This is a genomic window from Fodinisporobacter ferrooxydans, from assembly GCF_022818495.1.
GTDB lineage: Bacteria > Bacillota > Bacilli > Tumebacillales > MYW30-H2 > Fodinisporobacter > Fodinisporobacter ferrooxydans.
Genome location: NZ_CP089291.1, coordinates 3,043,424 through 3,064,943, shown reverse-complemented (window position 1 = coordinate 3,064,943; position 21,520 = coordinate 3,043,424). Strand labels below are relative to the sequence as shown.

Sequence of the window (21,520 nt, the reverse complement as noted above, 5' to 3'; positions counted from 1 at the left end):
ATAGGATAGGACTAGGATGACAAGTAAAATGACAATGCGAGCATTCCCCGATCAATCGGTCTGTAATGCCGTATAAATCTCGGCGTCAAATTTCTTTGCAAGTTTGGGATCGTATGTTTTTTCATACTGTGGTTCCACCGACAATTTGCCGCCATAAAACATGACATCGCGCACTTCTTGCAACTGAATTTCCACCATCACCATTTTCAGAGACACGCCGTTCATTACGTCATCTCCTATATTCGCAATACCGGAAATTCCAAAGCAAGATCCAGCACCCGGCACCGTTACCTGAATGCGCGGATCTTTGCGCAAATTGGCGATCACGCGGGAACGAGGATCCATCGCAAACCGAATGTTTTGCGCATCTTTCGCAAGCATCCAAGAGATTGCTGTTGTGTTCGGTGCGCCTGTTTCATGATCAATGGTTGAAACAAATACCAATTTCTCACCTTGCAAGAATTGCAGCAAAGACTCCGGCAAGGAATCATACACAACTTCTGGCATGAATCTTTCACCTCTTATGGACAATCAAGTTAGACAATGCGAGCGTGTTCAAGAAGAGTATAAGCTTCTTGAACATGCTCTGGAATGGAAAAAACTATAGTACTATCATTATAGCATAGCCGTGCTTGTTTTCATGACTGTTAAGATTTTAACGCTTTTTGTTTTTGATACTTATCCCGATCTGATTTTTTAAGAAATTTTTTCCGCAAGCGGGTCGATTTCGGTGTGACTTCACAATACTCATCGTCGTCCAGATATTCCAACGCTTCTTCCAAGGAGAGAATACGGGCTGATTTGAGTCGAACCGTATCATCTTTGGTCGCCGATCGGACATTCGAGACATGTTTTTCTTTACATGGGTTGACAGTCAGATCATTTTCCCGGTTATGTTCACCGACAATCATGCCTTCATATACTTCCGTCCCCGGTGTAACGAACATGATGCCGCGATCTTCCAGGCCCATGATCCCGTAACTGTTCGCCGTACCTGTTTCACTTGCGATCAACACGCCGGCGCGCCGTCCGCTTACGTCCCCTTTGACCGCTTGATAGGAATGATAACTGTGATGCATAATGCCATATCCCCGTGTTTCCGTCAAAAATTCAGTACGGAATCCGATCAGTCCGCGAGCGGGAATGATGTACTCCAAACGCATATTGCTGCCGTCTGTCGGCGCCATGTTGACCATTTCGCCGCGCCGCGTCCCGAGCCGCTCCATGACAGACCCCATATACTCTTCCGGCACATCGACCAACAAATGTTCATACGGTTCCATGTGTTGGCCTTCAATGGTTTTAAAAATGACTTCCGGTTTGGATACTTGCAGTTCATATCCTTCCCTGCGCATCGTTTCAATCAAAATCGACAAATGCAATTCGCCGCGCCCGGATACCAAAAAGGAGTCCGGGCTGTCCGTTTCCTCTACACGCAAACTTACATCTGTCTCCAATTCTTTAAACAACCGTTCGCGCAGCTTCCGGGATGTCACGTGTGTTCCTTCCCGACCGGCAAACGGGCTGTCGTTGACGAGAAACGTCATTTGCAAGGTAGGTTCATCAATCGTCAAAAGCGGCAATGGATCGATGTGGTCCGGCCGGTTGATCGTTTCGCCTACCAATACATCGCCAATACCGGCCATCGCGACAATATCCCCAACTTCTGCCGACTGGATTTCATGACGATTTAAACCGGAAAATCCAAAGAGTTTGGTGACTTTCGTTTTTTCAATGGCGCCGTCCCGCTTCACGATCGCCACTTGATCGCCGACCGCTACCCGTCCGCGATGAATGCGTCCGATTCCGATTTTTCCCAGATATTCGCTATAGTCCAACATGCTGATCTGCAATTGCAGAGGCGCTTCCACTTCCCCGGACGGATGCGGGATGTGTTGAATAATCGTCTCAAACAGCGGCTGCATGTCATTGCCAAACTCCGTCGGCGACAGTGAAGCGATTCCTTGCAAGGCAGACGCATATACCACCGGAAACTCCAACTGTTCATCAGTCGCATTTAATTCGATGAAGAGTTCCAACACTTCATCCACGACTTCCGCCGGACGTGCGTTGGGGCGATCGATTTTGTTCAATACGACAATCGGCGTCAGGTTTTGTTCCAGCGCTTTTTTCAGTACAAACTTCGTCTGCGGCATACAGCCTTCAAACGCATCGACAACCAATAAAACACCGTCCACCATCTTGATAATCCGTTCGACCTCGCCGCCAAAGTCAGCGTGGCCGGGTGTATCCACGATATTGATCGTATACGACCCATAAGGTACCGCTGTATTCTTCGCCAGAATCGTAATGCCGCGTTCCCGTTCCAAGTCATTGGAATCCATGGCCCGTTCTTCGATATGTTCATTTGCTCGGAACAATCCGGATTGTGTAAGCAGTTTATCGACCAGCGTGGTTTTCCCATGATCGACGTGAGCAATAATCGCAATATTGCGCAACAATTCTTGATGTGTCATAAAGTGCCTCCCTTTCTAGCACATACCGATCTATCATACCATCTTTGCGGATGGATGAACACTCTTTCTTTGTAAGACTTTTGTAAATTGTTTTGAAAACTGCAACAAGGAGTGAAAATAAGCGATCCAAATTGAAACATCCAAATCGAATTCCCATTTCCGAAAACATCTACGCTTAGTATTGACAAGAAGGATGGATTCGAATGCAGACGTTACGAATGATTCGCTTCCTGCAATACTCGCTCCAATGCGCGATAAAACTGTTGATCGTCAGACGCCGTCCGCTTCTTCGGACCTTTCGTGCGATATCCTGCTCTTCTCGCTTTGGCAGACTGTGCGCGCAATTCGAGCACCCACTCCATTTCACTTGCTTCATACACGTGTCCCGATACATGTATCCCGATTCCCAGCCGGGCTTGACAGATCGCTGCCAAACCGATATCTTGCGTAACGACAATATCCCCTGCCCGCACATGATTCACAATATATAGATCAGTGGATTGATCCCCTTGATCAATGGGAATCCGATGCGAGTGATTAAGTTCATGTGCGTATGTTGCCACATATCGATACTGCCATCCGTACGCTTCCGCAAGTTCCTCAACTGCGTGTAGAACGCCTCTCGGACAACCGTCTGCGTCTACCCATATCGTCCCCACTGTAAACCAAGCCCCTTTTATTTTTTAAAAATATACCGTTGAGTTGCAGACAACTTCTCTGAAGCATGCTGCGTTACAAGTTTTGCACGCCTATCATATACTATGCAATATCCAGAGCATTGGCAGGTGATAGGAACAAATGAAAAAATATCTCTCCAAAGGCAAACGCAAAACAAATCGAGCATCCGCAAAACATCGACGAACGATACATTCCAACAACTCTTCCCAATTGCAACTTGATGGAGCAACATTAGGGGCCATTGCAAAAGAAGCAGATTTTCTGGGGTTAACGGTAGAGGAGTACTGCAAACTTGTATTTACATCCGCACAAGTATTGCGGGAGACAACACTGCAAAAACCGCTCTCAGATGCAGGTGTATTAAAATCGGTAATAGGATCGCCGTTATTGTTATCGCTGGTTAAATCTTTTGCATCGAATTTCCTTACTTCTTCTTTGCAAGACCTGTTGACAAATTTACAAAACCCTTCTGCTCCATCAAATCATACCCCACAACATCGCCAATCGCAACAGTTGCAACTGCCGCAGCCGTTTACCGGGCCCTATCCACCCACTTCGTATTGGCACGGGTATTGATCGATCCGATCTCTCCATAAGCAAAAAAGGCAGCATGTTGCAATTGTTGCATACATACTGCCTTTCTATCCATTCGTTTTATACATCCATCCGTTCCATTACGCTGAGTTGTGCTGAATGTTTGTCGGAGTCGGAGTCAGATTTGGACTGTGACTGCTCATTTTCCAGATCCGGCTCAAGAATCGTGAGTTTGCGCGCACGTTCCATAATCCGCACCAACATTTTATAATCATTTGTCATCGTTTGGTGTTTTTCATTCAGGTGATCGTATTCTTCATGCATCTGTTCATATTGTTGGCGAACAGTTGCCGCTTCCAATTCATATCTCTCTACTTCTTTTTCTAATTGGCGTATACGAGAGACTAATTGTTGATGCTCATTTTTATTCTGTTTTAAAAAGTGTATGACGTCATGCCATGTAACTGTATTCGCCAGTGATACATCCTCGAATTCTTGCTCATCTTCAAATACCGCCTCATAGGGGTCGGATTGCTTTGCTACAAGTTTATTTCGGTAGGTTTGTACAGGTTGTTGCAATGTACTTTTGTTTTCTTTTCGCTGCGCTTTTGCAATTTCAATGGCCGCTGCATATTGTTTTCGCACACACGCATTCCAGCGGTATCCACACGCTGCTGCCGTGCGACCCAGACGCTCCCCGACTTCCTCGAATGCCAGCAATTGTGTACTGCCTTCTCGTATATGACGTAAAATGATCTCTGCAAGCAGTAAGTCATCCTCTTCTGCCCAAGCATCTTGCCGAACTGTTTTCATAGTTTTACCTCCCTGAATCCCAGATACTTATGTATATGCATAATCTCTGAATCTAACCTAGTATCTGTATTGCCAAGAGAATAAAACTTTAAACAAAAGAGAAGGAAGATTCTGCTCCCTTCTCTTTCAACGTTTGCTCATTACCTTATAAAACATGCGCAGCAAATTCCTTGATTCCCCGCTTCGCAAAGCCCCGCTCAATGCAGTCAAGCTTTTTGCCACTCGATACATGGCGGATACAAGCCGGATGGCTCGCTGCAGCTCTTTCCATCCAAACGCACGTTTCAATCGTTTCCGCAACAGTCGCTTCCACCACTTCACAGGATCACCTCCCACAATACTTAGAATTTCCAATGTGAGAGGGAATATGTATTCACGGATGTTTGTCCGACTCGCGATTCCTTTTCACGTAACCTTTTAACGTTTCCTTGCAGAATGGATATCAAACGCAAGTTCATCGGCACGATAAAAAAAAGCTTCTGTTTTTTCAACCGCATCCAGTACAAGAGCAGCTACCTCTAATTTTTGTTCTTCTTTTTCCGCATCTTCACGCTTTGGTTTTGTAGCCGGATGCTTGGGCAAAAAAATCGTGCAGCAATCCTCATAAGGCAAAATGGACGTTTCATATGTGCCGATTTGCCTGGCTACCCGGATCACATCGGTTTTGTCTGATGCAATCAATGGCCTTAGCACAGGCATGTTGGTAACTGCGTTAATCGTATGCATGCTCTCAATCGTTTGACTTGCTACCTGCCCCAAGCTCTCGCCGGTCAACAGCGCCTTGATCTTCCTTTTTTCCGCGATCGCCGCCGCAATTCGAAACATAAAGCGGCGCATGATCGTGACAGATAATTCTTCGTGGCAATGCTGCCGAATTTGTTTCTGAATCTCCGTAAACGGTACGACATGCAGACGGATACTGCCGCCATAGTAGGAAAGAATCTGTGCAAGCGTCTGCACTTTTTGCAGCGCCCGTTCACTCGTAAACGGATAACTGTGATAATGAATAGCCTCGAGCGTAAGGCCGCGGCGCATTCCCATGACACCGGCAACCGGGCTGTCGATGCCGCCGGACAATAATAACAGACCTTTCCCGGCCGTGCCGACCGGAAGCCCTCCTTGTCCCGCAAATTCCTGTGTATATACATATGCATCCTGTTCCCGGATTTCAATGGAAACGATGCAATCGGGCGCATGCAAATCCACCTGCAGTTCTCCATCCGACACATGGAGCAGATACCCTCCTATATTACGGCTGATTTCCATCGAGGTCTGTGGAAAGTTTTTATTGGATCGACTTGTGGAAACCCGAAATGTACGCACCTGTTTGTGTTTGCGGGCTTCCTGCAGTTCATTGAGCGCCGTACGTTTGATCTCCTCAATATCCAATGCGGCAACTGCTACCGGACTGATCGAGACGATTCCATACACATCCTGCAGCAAACGGATCGCTTCTTCTGTCCGCTCGGCTTGCTCCACGTGCACCAGGATCCGCCCGCTTGTGCGCGACACTTTGGTCCCTGGCAACTGATGTAACATCCGGCGGATATTTTCCACTAATGTTTTCTCAAAAAATGATCGATTTTTTCCTTTTGTTCCTATTTCTCCATACCGTACAATCATCGCCTGATACAAATTCGATTACCTCCGCATCAATAACCGTAAATCCTGTACGTGATAGTGTAACCGATCCACAGTACATTCAATATCTTTTTCTTGTAAAAAGGGGGAAACGCTGAATCGGATCGCCGAATTCATCTGCTCCGGCGTTTTTCCCATCGCTTTCAATACATGGCTATGCCGCATTTCTTTTGAAGAACAGGCAGATGCGGTAGAAACGTAGATTCCGTCTGTTTCCAGCGCATGCAGCAACACTTCTGCACGTACACCTGGAAATGACACGTAGAGAATATGCGGTGCAATTTCCTGTGCGCCCACAGGCGAGTGTATCGAAATATCCGGAATGTTTTGCTCGATCTTCCGCCACAGCAAATCCCGCAATTCGGACATGCGTTTCGTATATTCTGCAAGATGTTCTTGCATCATGGCGGCCGCCTGTCCAATTGCTGCAATTCCCGGCACATTTTGCGTTCCGGAACGCCAATTTTGTTCTTGTCCCCCGCCCCATACGATCGGTTGAATCTTGCGCTGCCGCCTCATATACAATGCCCCGATGCCTTTCGGTGCGTGAATCTTGTGGCCGCTGACCGATACATAATCCGCATGCAGCCTGTCCACATCGATCGGCAGTTTTCCGAATGCCTGAATCGCATCGACGTGAAAGAGTGTCTTTGGTCTGTCTTTCACCAATTCACCCACTTGCTGCACCGGCTGAATCGCTCCTGTTTCATTGTTCACATACATCATGCTGATCAAGATCGTATCTGGACGCAGAGCATCCTCCACATCCTGCACGCTGACGAATCCCCGGTCGTCCGGCTGCACATATGTCACGTCAAACCCTTCCCGCTCCAATTGCCGCAGCGCTTCCAGCACGCTTGCGTGTTCGATGGCCGTAGAGATGATATGTTTCCCGCGATTTTGATACAACCTGGCGCTTCCAAGCACCGCCATATTATTCGCCTCTGTCCCAGAGCCGGTGAATATAATTTCTTGTGGTTTCGCACGCAAGATTTTTGCCAACGTCACCCGTGCGTCCTCGATGATTGTTTCCGCTTGCACCCCTAACCGATGCAAGGAAGAGGGGTTGCCGAAATTCGTTAAACAGGTGCGTGTCACGATATCCATGATTTCCGGCAGAACAGGGGTCGTTGCACTCGTATCCAAATAAATCATGTTTTGCAAATCACCTCCCCTTTACATTTCTGGCTTTCCTAAACTCGTCAATCATTATAGAGGATGTTCAAAAAGTAGTCAAAACTTCAACAACTTTTTGAACACGCACGTATAGACAGTTATGCTAAAAAAGCTGGCATCAGGAAACTGATGCCAGCTTTTTGCTTTCGAGCACTACATGGCGGGCCAAATCGATCACTCGCTGCGAATATCCCCACTCATTGTCATACCAGCCTAACACTTTTACCATTCGCTCCTCGATCACCAACGTGGACAATGCGTCGATAATGGAGGAATGGGATTCACCGACAAAATCTACAGATACCAAAGGTTCATCAGAAACCCGCAATATGCCTTTCAGCTCATGTTCCGCTGCATGCCGAAATGCCTGGTTGACAGCTTCGACAGATACGATTTCTCTTGTATTGATCACCAAATCCACCAAGGATACATTCGGTGTCGGTACGCGTACTGCCAGTCCCGTTAATTTTCCTTTGATTTCCGGCAACACTTTGGCCACTGCTTTTGCGGCGCCTGTCGTCGTCGGGATAATCGATTGGGCGCAACTTCTCGCCCGCCGCAAGTCCTTATGTGGATTATCCAATACATTCTGGTCATTCGTGTAGGAATGAACCGTTGTAATCATCCCATACTCAATCCCGAAGGTTTGGTTTAAAACTTTTACAATCGGCGCCAGGCAATTGGTCGTACAGGAGGCATTTGAGATCACCTGGTGTGCTTGCGGATCGAAATTCTTTTGATTCACACCCATGACGATCGTAATATCTTCGTTTTTGCCAGGTGCTGTAATCAAGACCCGTTCTGCCCCTTGGGCGATGTGTAGGGAAGCTTCCTCTTTGGAACGGAATTTTCCCGTGGCTTCAATGACAACTTCTATATCCAATTCTCCCCAAGGCAAATCGGATATGTTCCGCGTATGGAACATTCGAATTTTTCGCCCTGCTACATGCAAAAAATCGCCGTCGATCTCTACCGGCAAATTAAGAGAACCATATATGGAATCATAGCGAATCAAATGTACCATTGTGCTGACATCTGTCGCCGCATTGATTGCGACAATATCAATCGTCGGATCCAGCAATGCTCCTCGAAATACCGCCCGACCAATTCTACCAAATCCATTGATTGCAATTCGTGCCATACTATTTCCCCTCCCAAAGATATATCGTATATATCATACACGCTATTTCTCTTTTTTTCTATACTAAATCAGGAATTAGTATGGCATATTTAAAATATATGTTCTTTGGGAGACATTTTTATGAGCAATATATCTGCCTGATTTCCATGTAATTACTATTTCATCGCAAACCAATATCGATATCCAAGGATCAGGAACAAAACACCCAATAGGATCAATACGATTGACAAGCGTTTTAAAAACATGCCGATTCCTCCGACGATGGGCGGTTCAAAGGCAAACGATGAACGGCAACGCGAAACGCATCGCCCATTCCGCCCGGCAAAATTAAGTGTTTGATGGCCATATTGCGCTTTCTTGCAGCATCATCATATGGTTGGCGAAATGTATCTTGCAGGCGATTTAAAATACCTGCGTGCACCAAAAAACGTCCTTGTGTTTCATATCGCTCGCGAATCCAGCCATGTGCTTGCGCCAACCGTTCCAGACAGCTAAAATCTACATCAGCCGTAATATCCCGCTGCCCTGGATTCGCCAGAACATCATTCGAAACCTGATGGTGGAAAAAAGAGCGAACCGTTCCAAGGGGGTGATGAAGACCATACAGCTCTTCTGCATCACCACCGTAATCGATTGTGATTACAAGTCCGGAGCGAACCACGCGATCTACGTCATGGACAAATTTCGGCATGCCGCGATTCCACTCATAAGGGAATGTTTCCTGTTTCTCCTCATTCACCGCTGCTTGCATTGTTTCCATATATTCCAGCGCTTGCATATCTTGCAATTCGCGCCAAACTTCTCGAAAAGCTGATGGAGAAGGATCCCAATCGATCCATTTTTGCATCCAGCCATCATTCATTTTCCTGACAATATCCACGGGGAAAGCGTCCAATACTTCATTTGTCAGCACAACGGAATCACATGGAGGGATCTCTGAAAACGTATGCGCCCAAGTCACATAGGACTGCCATGATTCTAACGTTTGCTGCTGCATCCGGGCAAGTACCTGGGAATGCTCCACAATTACGTATGCAAACTGGCTTGTCGACAACTGATAGGTGTCAGTCAGATGACGGATGATTCCTTGCGCCAGCTTGCCGTTGCCGGCACCCATTTCGATGATGCGCAAAGGAGCCTGATCATTTGTTTCCTGCCAGCAATTCCAAACATACTCGGCCAATGTCTCCGCAAACACAGAATGGACGCCAGGCGCCGTGTAAAAGTCGCCTCGCGTCCCAAAAATGTTTTCTTTCGAAGTATAATAGCCAAATTCCGGATGATATAACGCCAACTCCATCCATTTGGAGAAAGGGATCGCTCCGGTTTTTGCTATCAAATCGGCTAGCCAGTTGCTCATGCCTTTACGATGACCTTATCGATCAACCCGTATTCTTTCGCAGTGTCTGCGTCCATAAAATTGTCACGATCCGCATCTTTTTCAATGCGATCCTTTGGCTGTCCGGTATGCTTGGAAAGAATATCATACAAGCGTTCCCTTGTTTTCAAAATATGTTCCGCCTGTATCGCAATATCACTCGCCTGACCGCGGGCGCCGCCAAGCGGCTGGTGTATCATGATTTCGCTATTCGGCAATGCGATTCGCTTGCCTTGCGCCCCGGCGGCCAATAATACAGCACCCATGCTTGCTGCAAGGCCTACACAAATGGTGCTTACATCCGGTTTGATAAATTGCATCGTATCGTAAATCGCCAATCCTGCCGATACCGATCCGCCTGGGCTGTTTATGTATAATGAAATATCTTTTTCCGGATCTTCCGCTGCCAAAAACAACAATTGGGCAATGACGGAATTGGCAACTTGATCATCGATGGCAGACCCTAAAAAGATGATGCGGTCTTTTAACAAACGTGAATAAATGTCGTAGGATCGTTCTCCTCGATTTGTTTGTTCGACAACCATTGGGATTAAATTCATTTCCAGGTACCTCCTTTAATTTCTGCTACATTTATGAATTGTATGTTTATCATGCCACAAACGTCAGAGAAAGTCAAAGTGCGATTGAAGCCTCTTGAGTGAGCAAAGATTCCATCATCATTATGGTCGTATTTTCTGTCTATATGCAACAGTTGTGTCATATATGCGTGCAAATCATGGCAGAGAAACGCAACATAAGGATGGACCAGATTCTTTGTGAAAAAATTCTGATCCATCAGGTATCTGTCATATGTCAATTCCATTTCTCTTGCCATGCCATTATCGAAACCGCACACCGAACTTTCCCCGATTCGTTCGATACAACTCGATTTCTTTCGGTGGCTGGTTTCCGTAAATCCTTTTATCGCCTTCGACCCACATGACGGCGCAATACGCTTCAAACTTACTGTCATACAAGCCTGCCCAATATATCCATGACATCAGGAAATCACCACCTCCTGTGAAGATATTGCTAGTGTGCCACAGAATAATGGCGAGCAAACAAAAAAAGAGCCCAAAACAGGCTCATTTCCGCTAGCAATGTTTAGAATTGAAGGCGATTAGACCCAAACCCGTCCGCCGCCCACAGACAATACATTGGCATCTCCCAGAACATGGCGCATGATCGTTGTGGCTTCCCAATTTCGCCCATGATAGGAAGCACAGAGACGCTCGAGAATTTTTACATCGTAGTTTTGATCGATCAAATGGTACATCGTTGCCATGACGGCCATTTCCGCGTCAACGCCGGCAAGATGTACTTCACAAATGTCGTGTTGCAGAAGAAGCTGATTCACTTCAGGCGTCAATGCAGAGTATGTGCGTTTTTCAACGACTTTGGCGTCTGCATACTCCAGCAAAAGTGTATTTTGGTCTTTATTTTCCTCATGCTTCCAATGTGTGAGAATGACCAAATCATATGAAGAACCAAACTGCGCTAAATAATTTTGACACAATGGGGCGATGTAATCTTGTGTATTGCCAAGAAAGTCTTCTTGAACATCGATTAAAATCAGCGCTTTTTTCACAACTGTCGCTCCTTCTCCCAGACCGCGTATCATTTCATATTTTATGGTAACACTTGATTGCTGAATTGTGATATCATATTTCTAAAAAATTCTTGAACAACGAGGTGCGAACCAAAGATGAATATGGATCTGATGTACGATGAAACAGAACCAACCTCAACCCGCTATGTGGGTTTTGTCGGTTCTTATGGCCGCTTTGATCTGGCGATTCTGCAAACCAATCATTTTTATGGCAAAAAACTTGTGATTTGCCTGCAAACAAATCGCTGCGCCATCCTCGACCAATCCGAGGCGGAACATGCGCCATACATACAAGAAGTTTTCCAACTGCGGTCCGAAGAAGAAGCGGAAGAATTGTCAAATTTTTTAAGCCATAATATTTAAATCCAACATAGTATTGAAAAGTGAAAAGCAGCGAAAATTCCAGGCGGAAAACCACCGCCTGGCACATCAAACAAAGCGCGGCACCATGCCAAACACAGCAAGCGAGGCACACCATGCCAGGCACATCAACTGCACATTTGGCGACTTCACATTTGAATATGCAAGATCTCCCGATATTTGTTCAAAAACGCTTCTGTCACCGTTTTATGTTCGTTTTCTTCGATTTCCTGCACTTCCAATGTTGCTCCGCTCTCAACGATCTTAAAAAATACGATTTCCGGCAGGATGTCTGACATATTTGCAGATTCCCGCGGATAATATGCGCCAAACCAGTCTTCTCCAGCTTGAAAATATGCGCCGATGGCATATTTTGTATCGACTTCGTTTTCCGTTACCTGAATGAAGAACACGGTATCCACAAGCTCCATGAGCCGTTCTGTAAACAACGACCCCGGATAATCCAAAACAAGCGTGCCATCCTCCTGATGATCCAGCACCAGATACAATGCCTTCGTGAAATCCCGTTCCCATACCAGCAGCAACATTTGCGTATCCTCATAAAAAAACACAAAATGCGCTGCGTTTGGAAACTGTACCGCCGGATTCGAATGAAATGGATGCCGTTTGTCCATACTCTGACCCAACCCCTTGTCTTTCCACCATTCTTTCTTATGAATAAAAACAAATGTTGAATAAAAACAGTTGCAAAGCTGCAATAATAAAAACGGCAGGTATTACCCCGCCATCGTGTTGTTATTTGGATTGTTCCCAACTGTTTTTTTGCTTGCGTAATGCCGCTTCGAACTTTTCCGCCGTGATTTCGTTGCAAGCATACAATAAGACGAATAACCCGATTATTGCCACAATAGTCCCTAACACGACTGCAGCGCCTCCTTCCCATACCTATACACCTGTTCCCATATGCAGATGGCATATTCCACATGCAAATGGCATCTTCTTTGCCTGCTTCCTGCACGAACATCTTCACATGCAGCAGTTTCCTGCTTTGTATTGCAACCGAATAGCTACCTTTACCATCTTTATTGTACGAAACGATTCAAACGGATGCAATATTAAGGAGGATGAAAGTTTTTTGACAATATCCAAGCGAATGTCTGATTCAAGCATCTGTCTACTGTCCGCCATCTGTCCACTGTCCGCAAATTTTTTATTTGCACAATTTGTTCATAGCCTTCGTCTAGCCCAATATCGCATTCTCCTGCGGAAACATGTATACTGTTCCCGTAAGGAGGTCATAATCGATGGCAGACCGAAATAAAATATGGGAATACGCCAATGAACTGGGAGTATTGCTGTCTCAGTCACCGGAAGTCGCAATCTATAAGCAGGCAGAACAAGTGTTAAATGAAAATATGCAAGCACAATCGCTGATTCGTCAATTTCGCGAATTGCAAGAACAACTTGCACAGTTGGAAGAGCGTGGAGCGGAGCGAAAATATACAAAACCTTTACGGGATCAGACCATGAAAATCCTGAAAGAAATCGATTCTATCCCGGAAGTCAGGGCGTTTAAGGAAGCACAGGAACAAGTCAATGAACTTCTCAGTTCGGTTTCAAACCTTTTGGCCAGTGTTATCACGCAGAAAGTGGAAGATTTACAGAATTCGTGCGAAAGCTGACAGTAAAACATTTGACAGCGTGCCTGTTAAAACGTATGGTAGTACATAGTTCTACATATTTTATTATTCAAGTACGATTGGAGCGAATGCAAGTATGGCAGATCACAACCACCAGCACGGTCCTGATTGCGATCATGAGCATGAATTCGAAGTAGTGGTATTGACAGATGATAACGGTGACGAGCATGAATTTTTGATTGTCGATGTTATGGAACATAGCGATCAGAATTATGCAATTTTAGTTCCGAGTGAAGATCCGGAAGGCGATGCGGTCATCTTGCGGTTGGAAGAAGATGCGAACGGTGACGAATTCCTTGTCGATATCGAGGATGACGAAGAATGGAATGCGGTCGTAAAAGCATACGAAGCGTTTGCGGACACAGCAGAATAGTCACGCCTTTCGCATGATCCGATAGGTAACCTGATCCTATAGCTAACCGCTAGCTGTATCAAGCTTTACTCTATAAAAAAGGATTGTCACAGATCATTGGGACAATCCTTTTTTCAATTTTTCAAGCAGCAAAAAAAATAAAAACTCTTCCGAAAACCACGGAAAGAGTTGAATTCAAAACCGGTTATGGAGCGGGTGATGGGAATCGAACCCACGCTATCAGCTTGGAAGGCTGAAGTTCTACCATTGAACTACACCCGCAAATGGCGGAGCGAGAGGGATTCGAACCCTCGATACGGTTTTAGCCGTATACTCGATTAGCAATCGAGCGCCTTCGACCTACTCGGCCATCACTCCATGGCATTTGATGAATCTTGTTAAAATGGCGGAGAGAGAGGGATTCGAACCCTCGAGGCGGGTTTAGCGCCTACACGATTTCCAATCGTGCTCCTTAGACCAAACTCGGACACCTCTCCAATCTCAATTGAAAGAAAACCGTGTTTAACAAGACAATTAATAATATATCATTTTTTGTTCTATTTTACAAGTCCTTTTTTGACACCTTTTTATGACACAATCCTCTTGAACAACACAAACGTTGCAAACAATGAATTCTAGCAAAAGTTGAAGTCATACAATGCGCGAAGAAAGAAGATTCGTGTTTTTCCAGCCAGTTCTAAATCGTCGGCATTACATTTCCGCCACACACAGGGATATATGCACCGGTGATGAAACTCGCGAGATCAGATGCCAAAAAAGCCACGACGTTGGCGATCTCTTGGTCGGTTCCTCGGCGTTTGAGCGGAACACTTGCCGAGTACGCCGCTTGAATCTCTGTTTGATTTTCGCGATCGCGGTCGCTGATCGTCCACCCAGGCGCTACTTGATTGACTGTAATCTGATGTTCCCCGACCTCTTTTGCGAGAATGCGGTATATCCCATCCATGCCGCGCTTCCCTGCCACATATGCGGATTGCGTCGGGAAATTCTGCATCGCGCACTCTGTATTGATCCCGATGACCCGCCCATACCCACGTTCGATCATATGTGGAACGAACGCTTTGATTAACAAAACGTTTTGCATGACACACGTCTCAAATTGATCCACATAATCGTCCAGATCCTGTTCGAGAATTGTCGTCCATGTATACTGGCTGACTGCATTGGCTACCAAAATATCCAAGGAGTCAAACCTGTCAAAGATCTGGCTTTTCATTTTTGCGGCAGCATCTGCGTCTGTCAGATCGGCCTGCAGGGGAAGCGCTTGTCTGCCAAGTGCTTCAATTTCGTTTTGCAGGCTGCGTGCCATCGTTTCATTCTTCAGATAATGTATCACGACATCCGCGCCGCACGAGGCTAATGTACGTGCCATGACTCTGCCGAGCTGCCCTGAGGCGCCCGTAACGAGGGCTGTTTTATTCGACAAATCGATTTTCATGATTCCACGGCTCCTGACTTGTTTCGTAGATTTGATGTAAATTGCTCATGTATCTACATTTCCAACTCCCATTGGTATTCGTTTTCATGTGCTGGCAACAACTTTATTCGGACTTAATCCCTAAAAATCACTTTTAAATCAATCGCCAAATCCTCGAATATACCTACAGGAACCGTATCACCCCTCCCATATACGCCATGTAGCTCATAGCGCCCCTGTTCATTTAAAGTAAAAATCTCAATCGTGCTATTTGTCGGTTCTACAAGCCAATACTCCCTGACTCCTGCCCGTTCATACAATTTATACTTGATCCAACGATCGAGCTTTCCTGTTGACGGTGAAAGAATTTCTACTATAAGATCAGGACTCCCTTTACAACCTTTATCGTCAAGTTTGTCTGGATTGCATATGACACTTAGATCCGGTTGCACGACGTCCCGAATCTCGTCATCTGTTTTACCGTTGGCAAACAATCGTACATCAAATGGCGCTATCAAGGCTTCACATGTTTTTCCGCGAAGGTAGAATGTAAATTCGGTTGCCAACTGGCCCAAAATTTGTTGATGCCTTCTCGATGGAGAAGGGGACATATTGTACGGAACGCCATCAATTAATTCAAAGCGCTCTTCTGTAGACAAATTTACATAATCTTGATAGCTGTATGTCCGTTCTGAATGATATTGTGGAGTGCTCATCGTATTCACCCTCCTAAAAAATAGAAACGACTATTTCCATTTCCAATCTTTCATTTAACATTCTTGTCAGTAAATAAGCTGTCTTACAAATACTTTCACAACCATCGAATCGCTTCATGAATATCCTGCATTGCATCATGGAATCCCCATCCGATCCCATCCGTCTTATCGACTATTGCAGCGATTCGTTCCTCATACTCCTCATATAAATCGTAGCCGTCATCTTCATTTATTACTTCAATTACCGATTCATACATTTTCAGGATATTTTCATAAAAGCGAGCGTCAATATCTCCATATGCATTCATGAAATCCACACCCATTACGACATAAAAAAGCTTTAACTCCAACGTATGCTTTTTGCTTTGTGTGATCTTTTCAAACTCGTCAATGGCCTTTTTCGCTTCTGCTAACCGCAGTTTTCCGAAACCGCGATCCGGGAAAAATTCATCCTTTATCTTCTTTTGATAAACAGCAAACAGCCCCTCAACCGCTTCCTCCCCAACCAGTTTGACAGTGAGAAATTGTTCTGCTTGTTTGCTGGATTTAAAAGTTTCGACTACGATCTGGATAAGCTCCGTATTTGACAGGGATTGCAATTGTTTTTTCAATTTCGCGGCAGTGAGCTTGACCGGCTTCTTTGGCGTCTCTTCATGCTGAAGAACGTTTGAATTTGCCTTTTGATTTAACTGGCTTGCTTTTTTATGAAGCTGAACGTTTACTTCTTCAAGATCAAAACCCTCGGGGTCAAATCCCTTTTTTAACATGGAGACGGTATCTTTATATTCAGGATGTGATTTCGTTGCCAAAATCTCAACCATTCGCTGATATTCCCATGTACCTCCACAATCCTCCGGCGGACAGCTTCGTTGACCTTCCAGACAAAAGGGATACTGCATTTCATCTTGCTTTGGAAGGATTTTTTCCAGTATCAACTCATGTTTCCAATCGTCGCCAAAGTCGTAGATATATACTACCTGTTGCCCTTCATTTATTAGATGGGCATGTAATTTTTCCCTTCGGGCATGCAGTTCTGATCGGTCATCTGGTGGAAATGTCGGATCAGGACGCGTAATCGAGAAAGAACCGAAATTAAACTCATAAAGATGATACTCTTGCCAGCCCATGACAATCTGCAGTGTTTTATGCAATTGGTGAAACGTAATCGAACTGTCCACCTGGAATCTTCTCCAAATGGAAGGGTGTATATCTTCCAGTGCTACTTTAAATTGATAGATCATATGTTTGGCTCCTTATTAACAAGTAAGGTAATTTGTAGTCTGAGCATTATTATAGCGGATAGGGATACGTTTACAAAACAAAAGATCAATGCCTCTTTCCAGATTAATAAGTGTAAACTTTCCTAAGATGATTAAATAACAAAGCTCAAAAAATTTTACCGTTACTTATGGTACGGTTGATAGGGTAAACTAAATGACAAAGGAGAGGCATGATGTTTATGATTACTGAAGCAGTTTCTTCTCCAACCACCCATAATACCCCTCGCTCACACACCTTCTCTTTCATGCAAATAAGTCAGCGCTGCCTGGCCGATGCGATAGACTTTGCCTTCTACCGTTCCACCGAAAGAACTCGTACACTCTACTATGTTGGCGTGTCCGCCTTCATATGCTTTTCTTGTGAACCGGAAGGAATACCCATGCAGTAAACCACAACCGAACACATCCATGAACAAGCCATCCACTCGGTGGAGTTTGAAACGTTCATCATCCATGCATGATCCGTAAGCGAAATATAAAAACTGTTTCTTTTGTTTCAATATGCTGTTTGCCATTGCTTCATGCGATTCCTGTACATGATGCAATGTCCGCTCTCTTACGATTGCCGGATATCCAAAGCCCGTATCAGCCAATATCCCGTTTGTCCAGCATTGTCGCGAATACGATCTTCAAAAAAATAGCACTTCCCAATGGGTGTGCTAGAATTTGAAGAAGCAAGTGATGACAAATTCGCTTTCATCCTCGTTCATTTTGAAATCGTTTTATGAATCGTCTTCGGCAAATTCAATTGCTCGAAATTTAACGCCAATCCTGATGATGTTCTTCCGTCACAAATTCCGCTGCCTGTGCATTTTTCGAAACTTGCTCGGGATTTTTGCACCCCGGGATCACCGTCGTTACAGCAGGATGCTTTAAGCACCAGGCGAGCGCCCATGTCGCCATGTCCATCCCTTCAGGAACTTCGGTCTTGCGAATTTCTTCCACCATCTCAAGTTTCTCTCTTGTTTCCTCTTGATTATGCCTGTGCCGTACGTCTGTTTCTCCGAACACCGTTCCAGGCTTGTATTTTCCGCTCAGATAGCCGCTGGCGAGTGGGACGCGTGCAAGTACACCGAGGTCTTGCGCCATACAGGATGGGAAGACGCGCTCTTCCGGTTTGCGATCGAGGCGATTGTATACCACTTGGATTGCCGCTGAACCTACTCGGCTGGACGCTTCCGTCTGATGAAGATTGTCATTGCTGCCAATCGAAGTGCCAAGATGGCGTATTTTGCCCGCTTGTACTTGTTTATCCAAGAGAGTCCAGAGATCGTCTTGATCAAACGCCTCGTCAGTGCCGGAGTGGAATTGATACAAATCTATGTAATCTGTCTTTAACGCTTTCAAAGATGCATCCAATTGCCGGAGAACCTCTTGCGGGGACCATAATTGCTCACGTTCGAACCGCCCGCTAAACAAGTGTCCAAATTTCGTCGCAACGATCCAGGAATCACGCGTTCTCCGCGACAGATAATCGCCGATCAAGGATTCCGATAAATGATCACCATAACATTCCGCCGTATCGATCAGGTTAATGCCTTCTTCATACGCGCGATCCAAGATGGCATCGACTTCCTTTTGCGTAAAATCCATGCCCCATTCGCCGCCAAACTGCCATGTCCCAACGCCAATCACCGAAACCTTCAAATTTGTCTTGCCAAGTTTGCGATATTTCATCTTCATTCCCTCCCATTGATTTCCTACTCTTATTAAACGATAGTCGATTCCATATGTCAAAACAATATAACCCCGAGATTTTCCATACTATTTTTATACTCATGCACGTATATATGGAATCAAATTGACAGTAGGCCGTAAAAAATGACCTCGAAAAGGAGGCCATTGTTTCGTTCACACATTTTTAACTACTTTATCTATTTTTCTTACAAAATTATTGCTTCGGCTGCATCTGTGTTTTTAATGTTTGCTTATAAAACCGGATGGCATCAAGCATCTCGTTAAACCATGGCCCGCCATAAGAAACAAGTACGCCTGCCGTGACATAATCCAGAACATCCGCAAGCTCCTGCGGCTGCAATGTACTCCAAAGAGGCGTGATTCCCAATAGCTGCAGCGGATGGATTTGCCCCATCCATGCTAAAAGGGTCCCGTTCACGCCGGATATAAATTGTACATTGGAGTGACGAATCATTTCCTTTTTTTGCACGATATGCTCTGCCATATTCAGAATTGGATCATCGCCCGAACGTTGCAGCTTTAAAAATGAAATGCGCTTTTTTAATTGTTCCGTAACGGTTTGAGCAGATACGGACAACGCAGACATGACACCGAGAAACCGAATCCATTCATCCAATCAAACTCCCCCTCCCGCTTCCTACTATCATTCATATGGAGGATGGGACGTCCATTAGAATCCTTTTTCTTTTTCCGGACAAAGAAAAGGAAAAAGCGCAACCAACCGTTGCACTTTCCCCATGTACTTCTATGCATTTCTATACAATTGCTTGCTACTTGGTTTGTCCGGATGTCACAGAAGAAGATCCCGAATTCGGTGTTCCTGTTGTTGCACCTGTAGTTGTCCCTGAGCTTTGGCTGTTTTGGCCCGCTTCTCCCTGGCTTGATCCCGTTCCGGACTGTACAGTTCCACTGGAAGGAGGAGCTGTCGCAAAGGACGCACCATTTGTATTGGCACTCGTTCCTTTCGTCGTTCCTGTCCCATTTGCAGGATTGGGGGCAGTACTCGAACCGGTCGGACTCCCGTTCCGTGTGCTGCCGTTGGAGCTTGCTGCGCCGGAATTGGAAGTACCGGCATTCGAACCTGTCGATCCGTTCGAGGTTGATGCGCCAGAACCAGAGTTCCCAGAAGACCCGTTCACGTTTATTTGCGTGTTCCCGGCCGGATCTGTTCCAGTGCTGCCAGTTCCCTTCCCATCGCCATTTGATGGAGCCGATGATTGATTCGATCCGCTGCCAAAGGGATTTGTCGGTTGATCATTCGGATTTCCATTCCCTGTTTTTTCCTGAGCTTGCGGATTTGCCGGCAACTCCGGCTGTGTGGAGGATGCATTCGAACCGCTTGGCTGAGAAGAAACGGAACCCTGGTATTCCACAGACGGATCTTGCTGAATCGCGTCGTTCATCCCGAGCATTTTGTGAACCATGACGCGTGTCGCATACACATTCGGAATGACAGAATCTTCACCATCGATAAATCCCGTTTTCAGATCTTTCATATCCGGAACCTGCTGTGATTTCATGTTCGCCCAATTGATGTCTTTTGCCAGCATGCCAAGTTTCAACATGTCATCCATAGTCATGTTTGTTTTGATATAAGGTTGAATCGCATCCAGGATCGACGGCACCTTAAGGATGTTTGCCGGTTTTTTCATCTGTTCCGCCAACGCTTTTAAGAAATTCCGCTGCCGTTCCGTCCGCCAAAAATCACCCATCGCATCGTGCCGAAACCGCACATATTCCAACGCATGCCGGCCGTCCAGGTGCTGATAGCCTTTTTTCAAATGGATATCATATACGCCATCATCCGTATAGTCCATATTCTTTTCGACGTAAAGATTAATGCCGCCGACCGCATCGACGATTTTTTCAAAACCCTGAAAATCGGTTACTGCATAATAGTTAATCGGAATTTGCAGAAAATCACTAAATGTTTTGATCGCCAAACTTGGCCCGCCCAAAGAATAGGCTGCATTGATTTTTTGCGAAGAATACCCTGGAATCTTGTACCATGTATCCCGCAAAATGGAGAACATTTCAGCTGTATGTGTTTTGGGATCAATCGAAACGAGCAGATTCACATCCGTCCTTGGATGGGGATCGCCGCCGCGGTTATCTACGCCGAACAACATGATATTGACACGGTCTTTGCCCGACCAAGCGACAGTAGAAGAATTGTCCGAACCACCTTGAATTTGTGACACAAAGTGATTGATTCGATACCAATAGTATCCCGACACGCCAACCAATACCAGTATCGGGATTAAAATCCCCAGCCAAAATCCTTTTCTTTTGTATAAAGGCATCCGCTTTTTATTCCGCTCCTGACGAGATTGCATGCATTCTCAACCTCTTTCTATCTAGCAATCTGTAAGACAATCTTAGCTATTATAGCATACTCCGCCAAAAATATTAGAAGCAGAATCTGTATATTTCTTTAGCATGTGAAAGGAATCCTTTAACAAAGCTGTTTTTACAAGCCTGCACAAACATAAAAAAATCGTGCATGTATTAGCATTTGCCAACCCGTGCGCGATGGGCTATTTATAAAAAACATTTCAGTGACTTACA

The 21,520-nt window shown here is 45.4% G+C and carries 25 protein-coding genes and 3 tRNA genes; 4 read left to right on the top strand and 24 right to left on the bottom strand.

Annotated elements, in window-relative coordinates; all coding sequences use genetic code 11:
- Window positions 1-51: 51 nt before the first annotated feature.
- The 3 genes from LSG31_RS14630 to LSG31_RS14620 form a co-directional block, all read right to left on the bottom strand.
- Entirely contained in the window at window positions 52-507 is a 456-nt protein-coding gene (locus LSG31_RS14630; protein WP_347435817.1) for a pyridoxamine 5'-phosphate oxidase family protein, read from the bottom strand.
- A 140-nt stretch (window positions 508-647) separates the two neighbouring features.
- The gene (typA, locus tag LSG31_RS14625) at window positions 648-2,477 is read right to left on the bottom strand and encodes a translational GTPase TypA (protein ID WP_347435816.1); all 1,830 of its coding nucleotides are present in this window, start codon (window positions 2,475-2,477) and stop codon (window positions 648-650) included.
- Window positions 2,478-2,689: 212 nt separating this feature from the next.
- Window positions 2,690-3,136 carry a YaiI/YqxD family protein gene (locus LSG31_RS14620; RefSeq protein WP_347435815.1) on the bottom strand — a complete coding sequence of 149 codons (447 nt, stop codon included), beginning with the start codon at window positions 3,134-3,136 and terminating at the stop codon, window positions 2,690-2,692.
- Window positions 3,137-3,275: 139 nt separating this feature from the next.
- Between LSG31_RS14620 and LSG31_RS14615 the strand changes: the two genes are divergently transcribed.
- The gene (locus LSG31_RS14615; RefSeq protein ID WP_347435814.1) at window positions 3,276-3,731 is read left to right on the top strand and encodes a hypothetical protein; all 456 of its coding nucleotides are present in this window, start codon (window positions 3,276-3,278) and stop codon (window positions 3,729-3,731) included.
- A 78-nt stretch (window positions 3,732-3,809) separates the two neighbouring features.
- On the opposite strand, the gene LSG31_RS14610 is transcribed toward LSG31_RS14615, so the two are convergent.
- The 9 genes from LSG31_RS14610 to LSG31_RS14570 all read right to left on the bottom strand — a co-directional run bounded on the left by LSG31_RS14610 (window position 3,810) and on the right by LSG31_RS14570 (window position 11,426).
- A complete protein-coding gene (locus LSG31_RS14610) occupies window positions 3,810-4,502 on the bottom strand; it encodes an RsfA family transcriptional regulator (RefSeq protein WP_347435813.1) in 693 nt (230 codons plus the stop codon).
- Between the two features lie 126 nt (window positions 4,503-4,628).
- The gene (locus LSG31_RS14605; protein ID WP_347435812.1) at window positions 4,629-4,823 is read right to left on the bottom strand and encodes a hypothetical protein; all 195 of its coding nucleotides are present in this window, start codon (window positions 4,821-4,823) and stop codon (window positions 4,629-4,631) included.
- Between the two features lie 96 nt (window positions 4,824-4,919).
- On the bottom strand, window positions 4,920-6,125 hold the full coding sequence (gene thiI, locus LSG31_RS14600) for a tRNA uracil 4-sulfurtransferase ThiI (RefSeq protein ID WP_347439523.1): 1,206 nt from the start codon (window positions 6,123-6,125) through the stop codon (window positions 4,920-4,922).
- Window positions 6,126-6,143: 18 nt separating this feature from the next.
- Window positions 6,144-7,298: a cysteine desulfurase family protein gene (locus LSG31_RS14595; RefSeq protein ID WP_347435811.1), complete on the bottom strand. Its 1,155-nt coding sequence runs from the start codon at window positions 7,296-7,298 to the stop codon at window positions 6,144-6,146.
- 139 nt (window positions 7,299-7,437) lie between these two features.
- Window positions 7,438-8,460, bottom strand: coding sequence for a type I glyceraldehyde-3-phosphate dehydrogenase (gap, locus tag LSG31_RS14590; RefSeq protein ID WP_347435810.1), 1,023 nt, complete (start codon window positions 8,458-8,460; stop codon window positions 7,438-7,440).
- Between the two features lie 235 nt (window positions 8,461-8,695).
- Window positions 8,696-9,820 (bottom strand): class I SAM-dependent methyltransferase, encoded by a 1,125-nt coding sequence (locus LSG31_RS14585; protein WP_347435809.1) that lies wholly within the window; start codon window positions 9,818-9,820, stop codon window positions 8,696-8,698.
- Window positions 9,817-10,398, bottom strand: a complete 582-nt coding sequence (gene clpP, locus LSG31_RS14580) for an ATP-dependent Clp endopeptidase proteolytic subunit ClpP (protein WP_347435808.1) — start codon at window positions 10,396-10,398, stop codon at window positions 9,817-9,819. Before clpP ends, LSG31_RS14585 begins: the two co-directional genes overlap by 4 nt.
- Window positions 10,399-10,677: 279 nt before the next feature.
- Window positions 10,678-10,839: a hypothetical protein gene (locus LSG31_RS14575; RefSeq protein ID WP_347435807.1), complete on the bottom strand. Its 162-nt coding sequence runs from the start codon at window positions 10,837-10,839 to the stop codon at window positions 10,678-10,680.
- Window positions 10,840-10,958: 119 nt separating this feature from the next.
- Window positions 10,959-11,426, bottom strand: a complete 468-nt coding sequence (locus tag LSG31_RS14570; RefSeq protein ID WP_347435806.1) for a cysteine hydrolase family protein — start codon at window positions 11,424-11,426, stop codon at window positions 10,959-10,961.
- 117 nt (window positions 11,427-11,543) lie between these two features.
- Between LSG31_RS14570 and LSG31_RS14565 the strand changes: the two genes are divergently transcribed.
- On the top strand, window positions 11,544-11,810 hold the full coding sequence (locus LSG31_RS14565; RefSeq protein WP_347435805.1) for a DUF3055 domain-containing protein: 267 nt from the start codon (window positions 11,544-11,546) through the stop codon (window positions 11,808-11,810).
- 146 nt (window positions 11,811-11,956) lie between these two features.
- On the opposite strand, the gene LSG31_RS14560 is transcribed toward LSG31_RS14565, so the two are convergent.
- Together LSG31_RS14560 and LSG31_RS14555 are read right to left on the bottom strand one after the other, a co-directional pair.
- Window positions 11,957-12,442, bottom strand: coding sequence for a hypothetical protein (locus tag LSG31_RS14560; RefSeq protein WP_347435804.1), 486 nt, complete (start codon window positions 12,440-12,442; stop codon window positions 11,957-11,959).
- 121 nt (window positions 12,443-12,563) lie between these two features.
- Window positions 12,564-12,689, bottom strand: a complete 126-nt coding sequence (locus LSG31_RS14555; protein ID WP_347435803.1) for a hypothetical protein — start codon at window positions 12,687-12,689, stop codon at window positions 12,564-12,566.
- A gap of 383 nt (window positions 12,690-13,072) precedes the next feature.
- Between LSG31_RS14555 and LSG31_RS14550 the strand changes: the two genes are divergently transcribed.
- Window positions 13,073-13,450, top strand: coding sequence for a YlbF/YmcA family competence regulator (locus LSG31_RS14550; protein ID WP_347435802.1), 378 nt, complete (start codon window positions 13,073-13,075; stop codon window positions 13,448-13,450).
- A 94-nt stretch (window positions 13,451-13,544) separates the two neighbouring features.
- The gene (locus LSG31_RS14545) at window positions 13,545-13,841 is read left to right on the top strand and encodes a DUF1292 domain-containing protein (protein ID WP_347435801.1); all 297 of its coding nucleotides are present in this window, start codon (window positions 13,545-13,547) and stop codon (window positions 13,839-13,841) included.
- A 187-nt stretch (window positions 13,842-14,028) separates the two neighbouring features.
- Here the strand turns inward: LSG31_RS14545 and LSG31_RS14540 are convergent.
- The 10 genes from LSG31_RS14540 to LSG31_RS14495 all read right to left on the bottom strand — a co-directional run bounded on the left by LSG31_RS14540 (window position 14,029) and on the right by LSG31_RS14495 (window position 21,288).
- Window positions 14,029-14,102: transfer RNA gene (locus LSG31_RS14540), tRNA-Gly, on the bottom strand.
- 3 nt (window positions 14,103-14,105) lie between these two features.
- Window positions 14,106-14,198, bottom strand: a tRNA-Ser gene (locus LSG31_RS14535).
- A gap of 26 nt (window positions 14,199-14,224) precedes the next feature.
- Window positions 14,225-14,317 (bottom strand) — tRNA-Ser (locus LSG31_RS14530).
- 200 nt (window positions 14,318-14,517) lie between these two features.
- Entirely contained in the window at window positions 14,518-15,279 is a 762-nt protein-coding gene (locus tag LSG31_RS14525; protein WP_347435800.1) for an SDR family NAD(P)-dependent oxidoreductase, read from the bottom strand.
- A 113-nt stretch (window positions 15,280-15,392) separates the two neighbouring features.
- Window positions 15,393-15,974: a Uma2 family endonuclease gene (locus LSG31_RS14520; protein ID WP_347435799.1), complete on the bottom strand. Its 582-nt coding sequence runs from the start codon at window positions 15,972-15,974 to the stop codon at window positions 15,393-15,395.
- 95 nt (window positions 15,975-16,069) lie between these two features.
- Entirely contained in the window at window positions 16,070-17,215 is a 1,146-nt protein-coding gene (locus LSG31_RS14515) for a DUF6155 family protein (protein ID WP_347435798.1), read from the bottom strand.
- A 266-nt stretch (window positions 17,216-17,481) separates the two neighbouring features.
- Complete coding sequence (locus tag LSG31_RS14510) at window positions 17,482-17,847, bottom strand: gamma-glutamylcyclotransferase family protein (protein ID WP_347435797.1); 366 nt, start codon at window positions 17,845-17,847, stop codon at window positions 17,482-17,484.
- A gap of 166 nt (window positions 17,848-18,013) precedes the next feature.
- On the bottom strand, window positions 18,014-18,931 hold the full coding sequence (locus LSG31_RS14505; protein ID WP_347435796.1) for an aldo/keto reductase: 918 nt from the start codon (window positions 18,929-18,931) through the stop codon (window positions 18,014-18,016).
- 214 nt (window positions 18,932-19,145) lie between these two features.
- Window positions 19,146-19,568 carry a hypothetical protein gene (locus LSG31_RS14500; protein ID WP_347435795.1) on the bottom strand — a complete coding sequence of 141 codons (423 nt, stop codon included), beginning with the start codon at window positions 19,566-19,568 and terminating at the stop codon, window positions 19,146-19,148.
- Between the two features lie 154 nt (window positions 19,569-19,722).
- Complete coding sequence (locus LSG31_RS14495) at window positions 19,723-21,288, bottom strand: LCP family glycopolymer transferase (RefSeq protein ID WP_347435794.1); 1,566 nt, start codon at window positions 21,286-21,288, stop codon at window positions 19,723-19,725.
- Window positions 21,289-21,520: the final 232 nt, after the last annotated feature.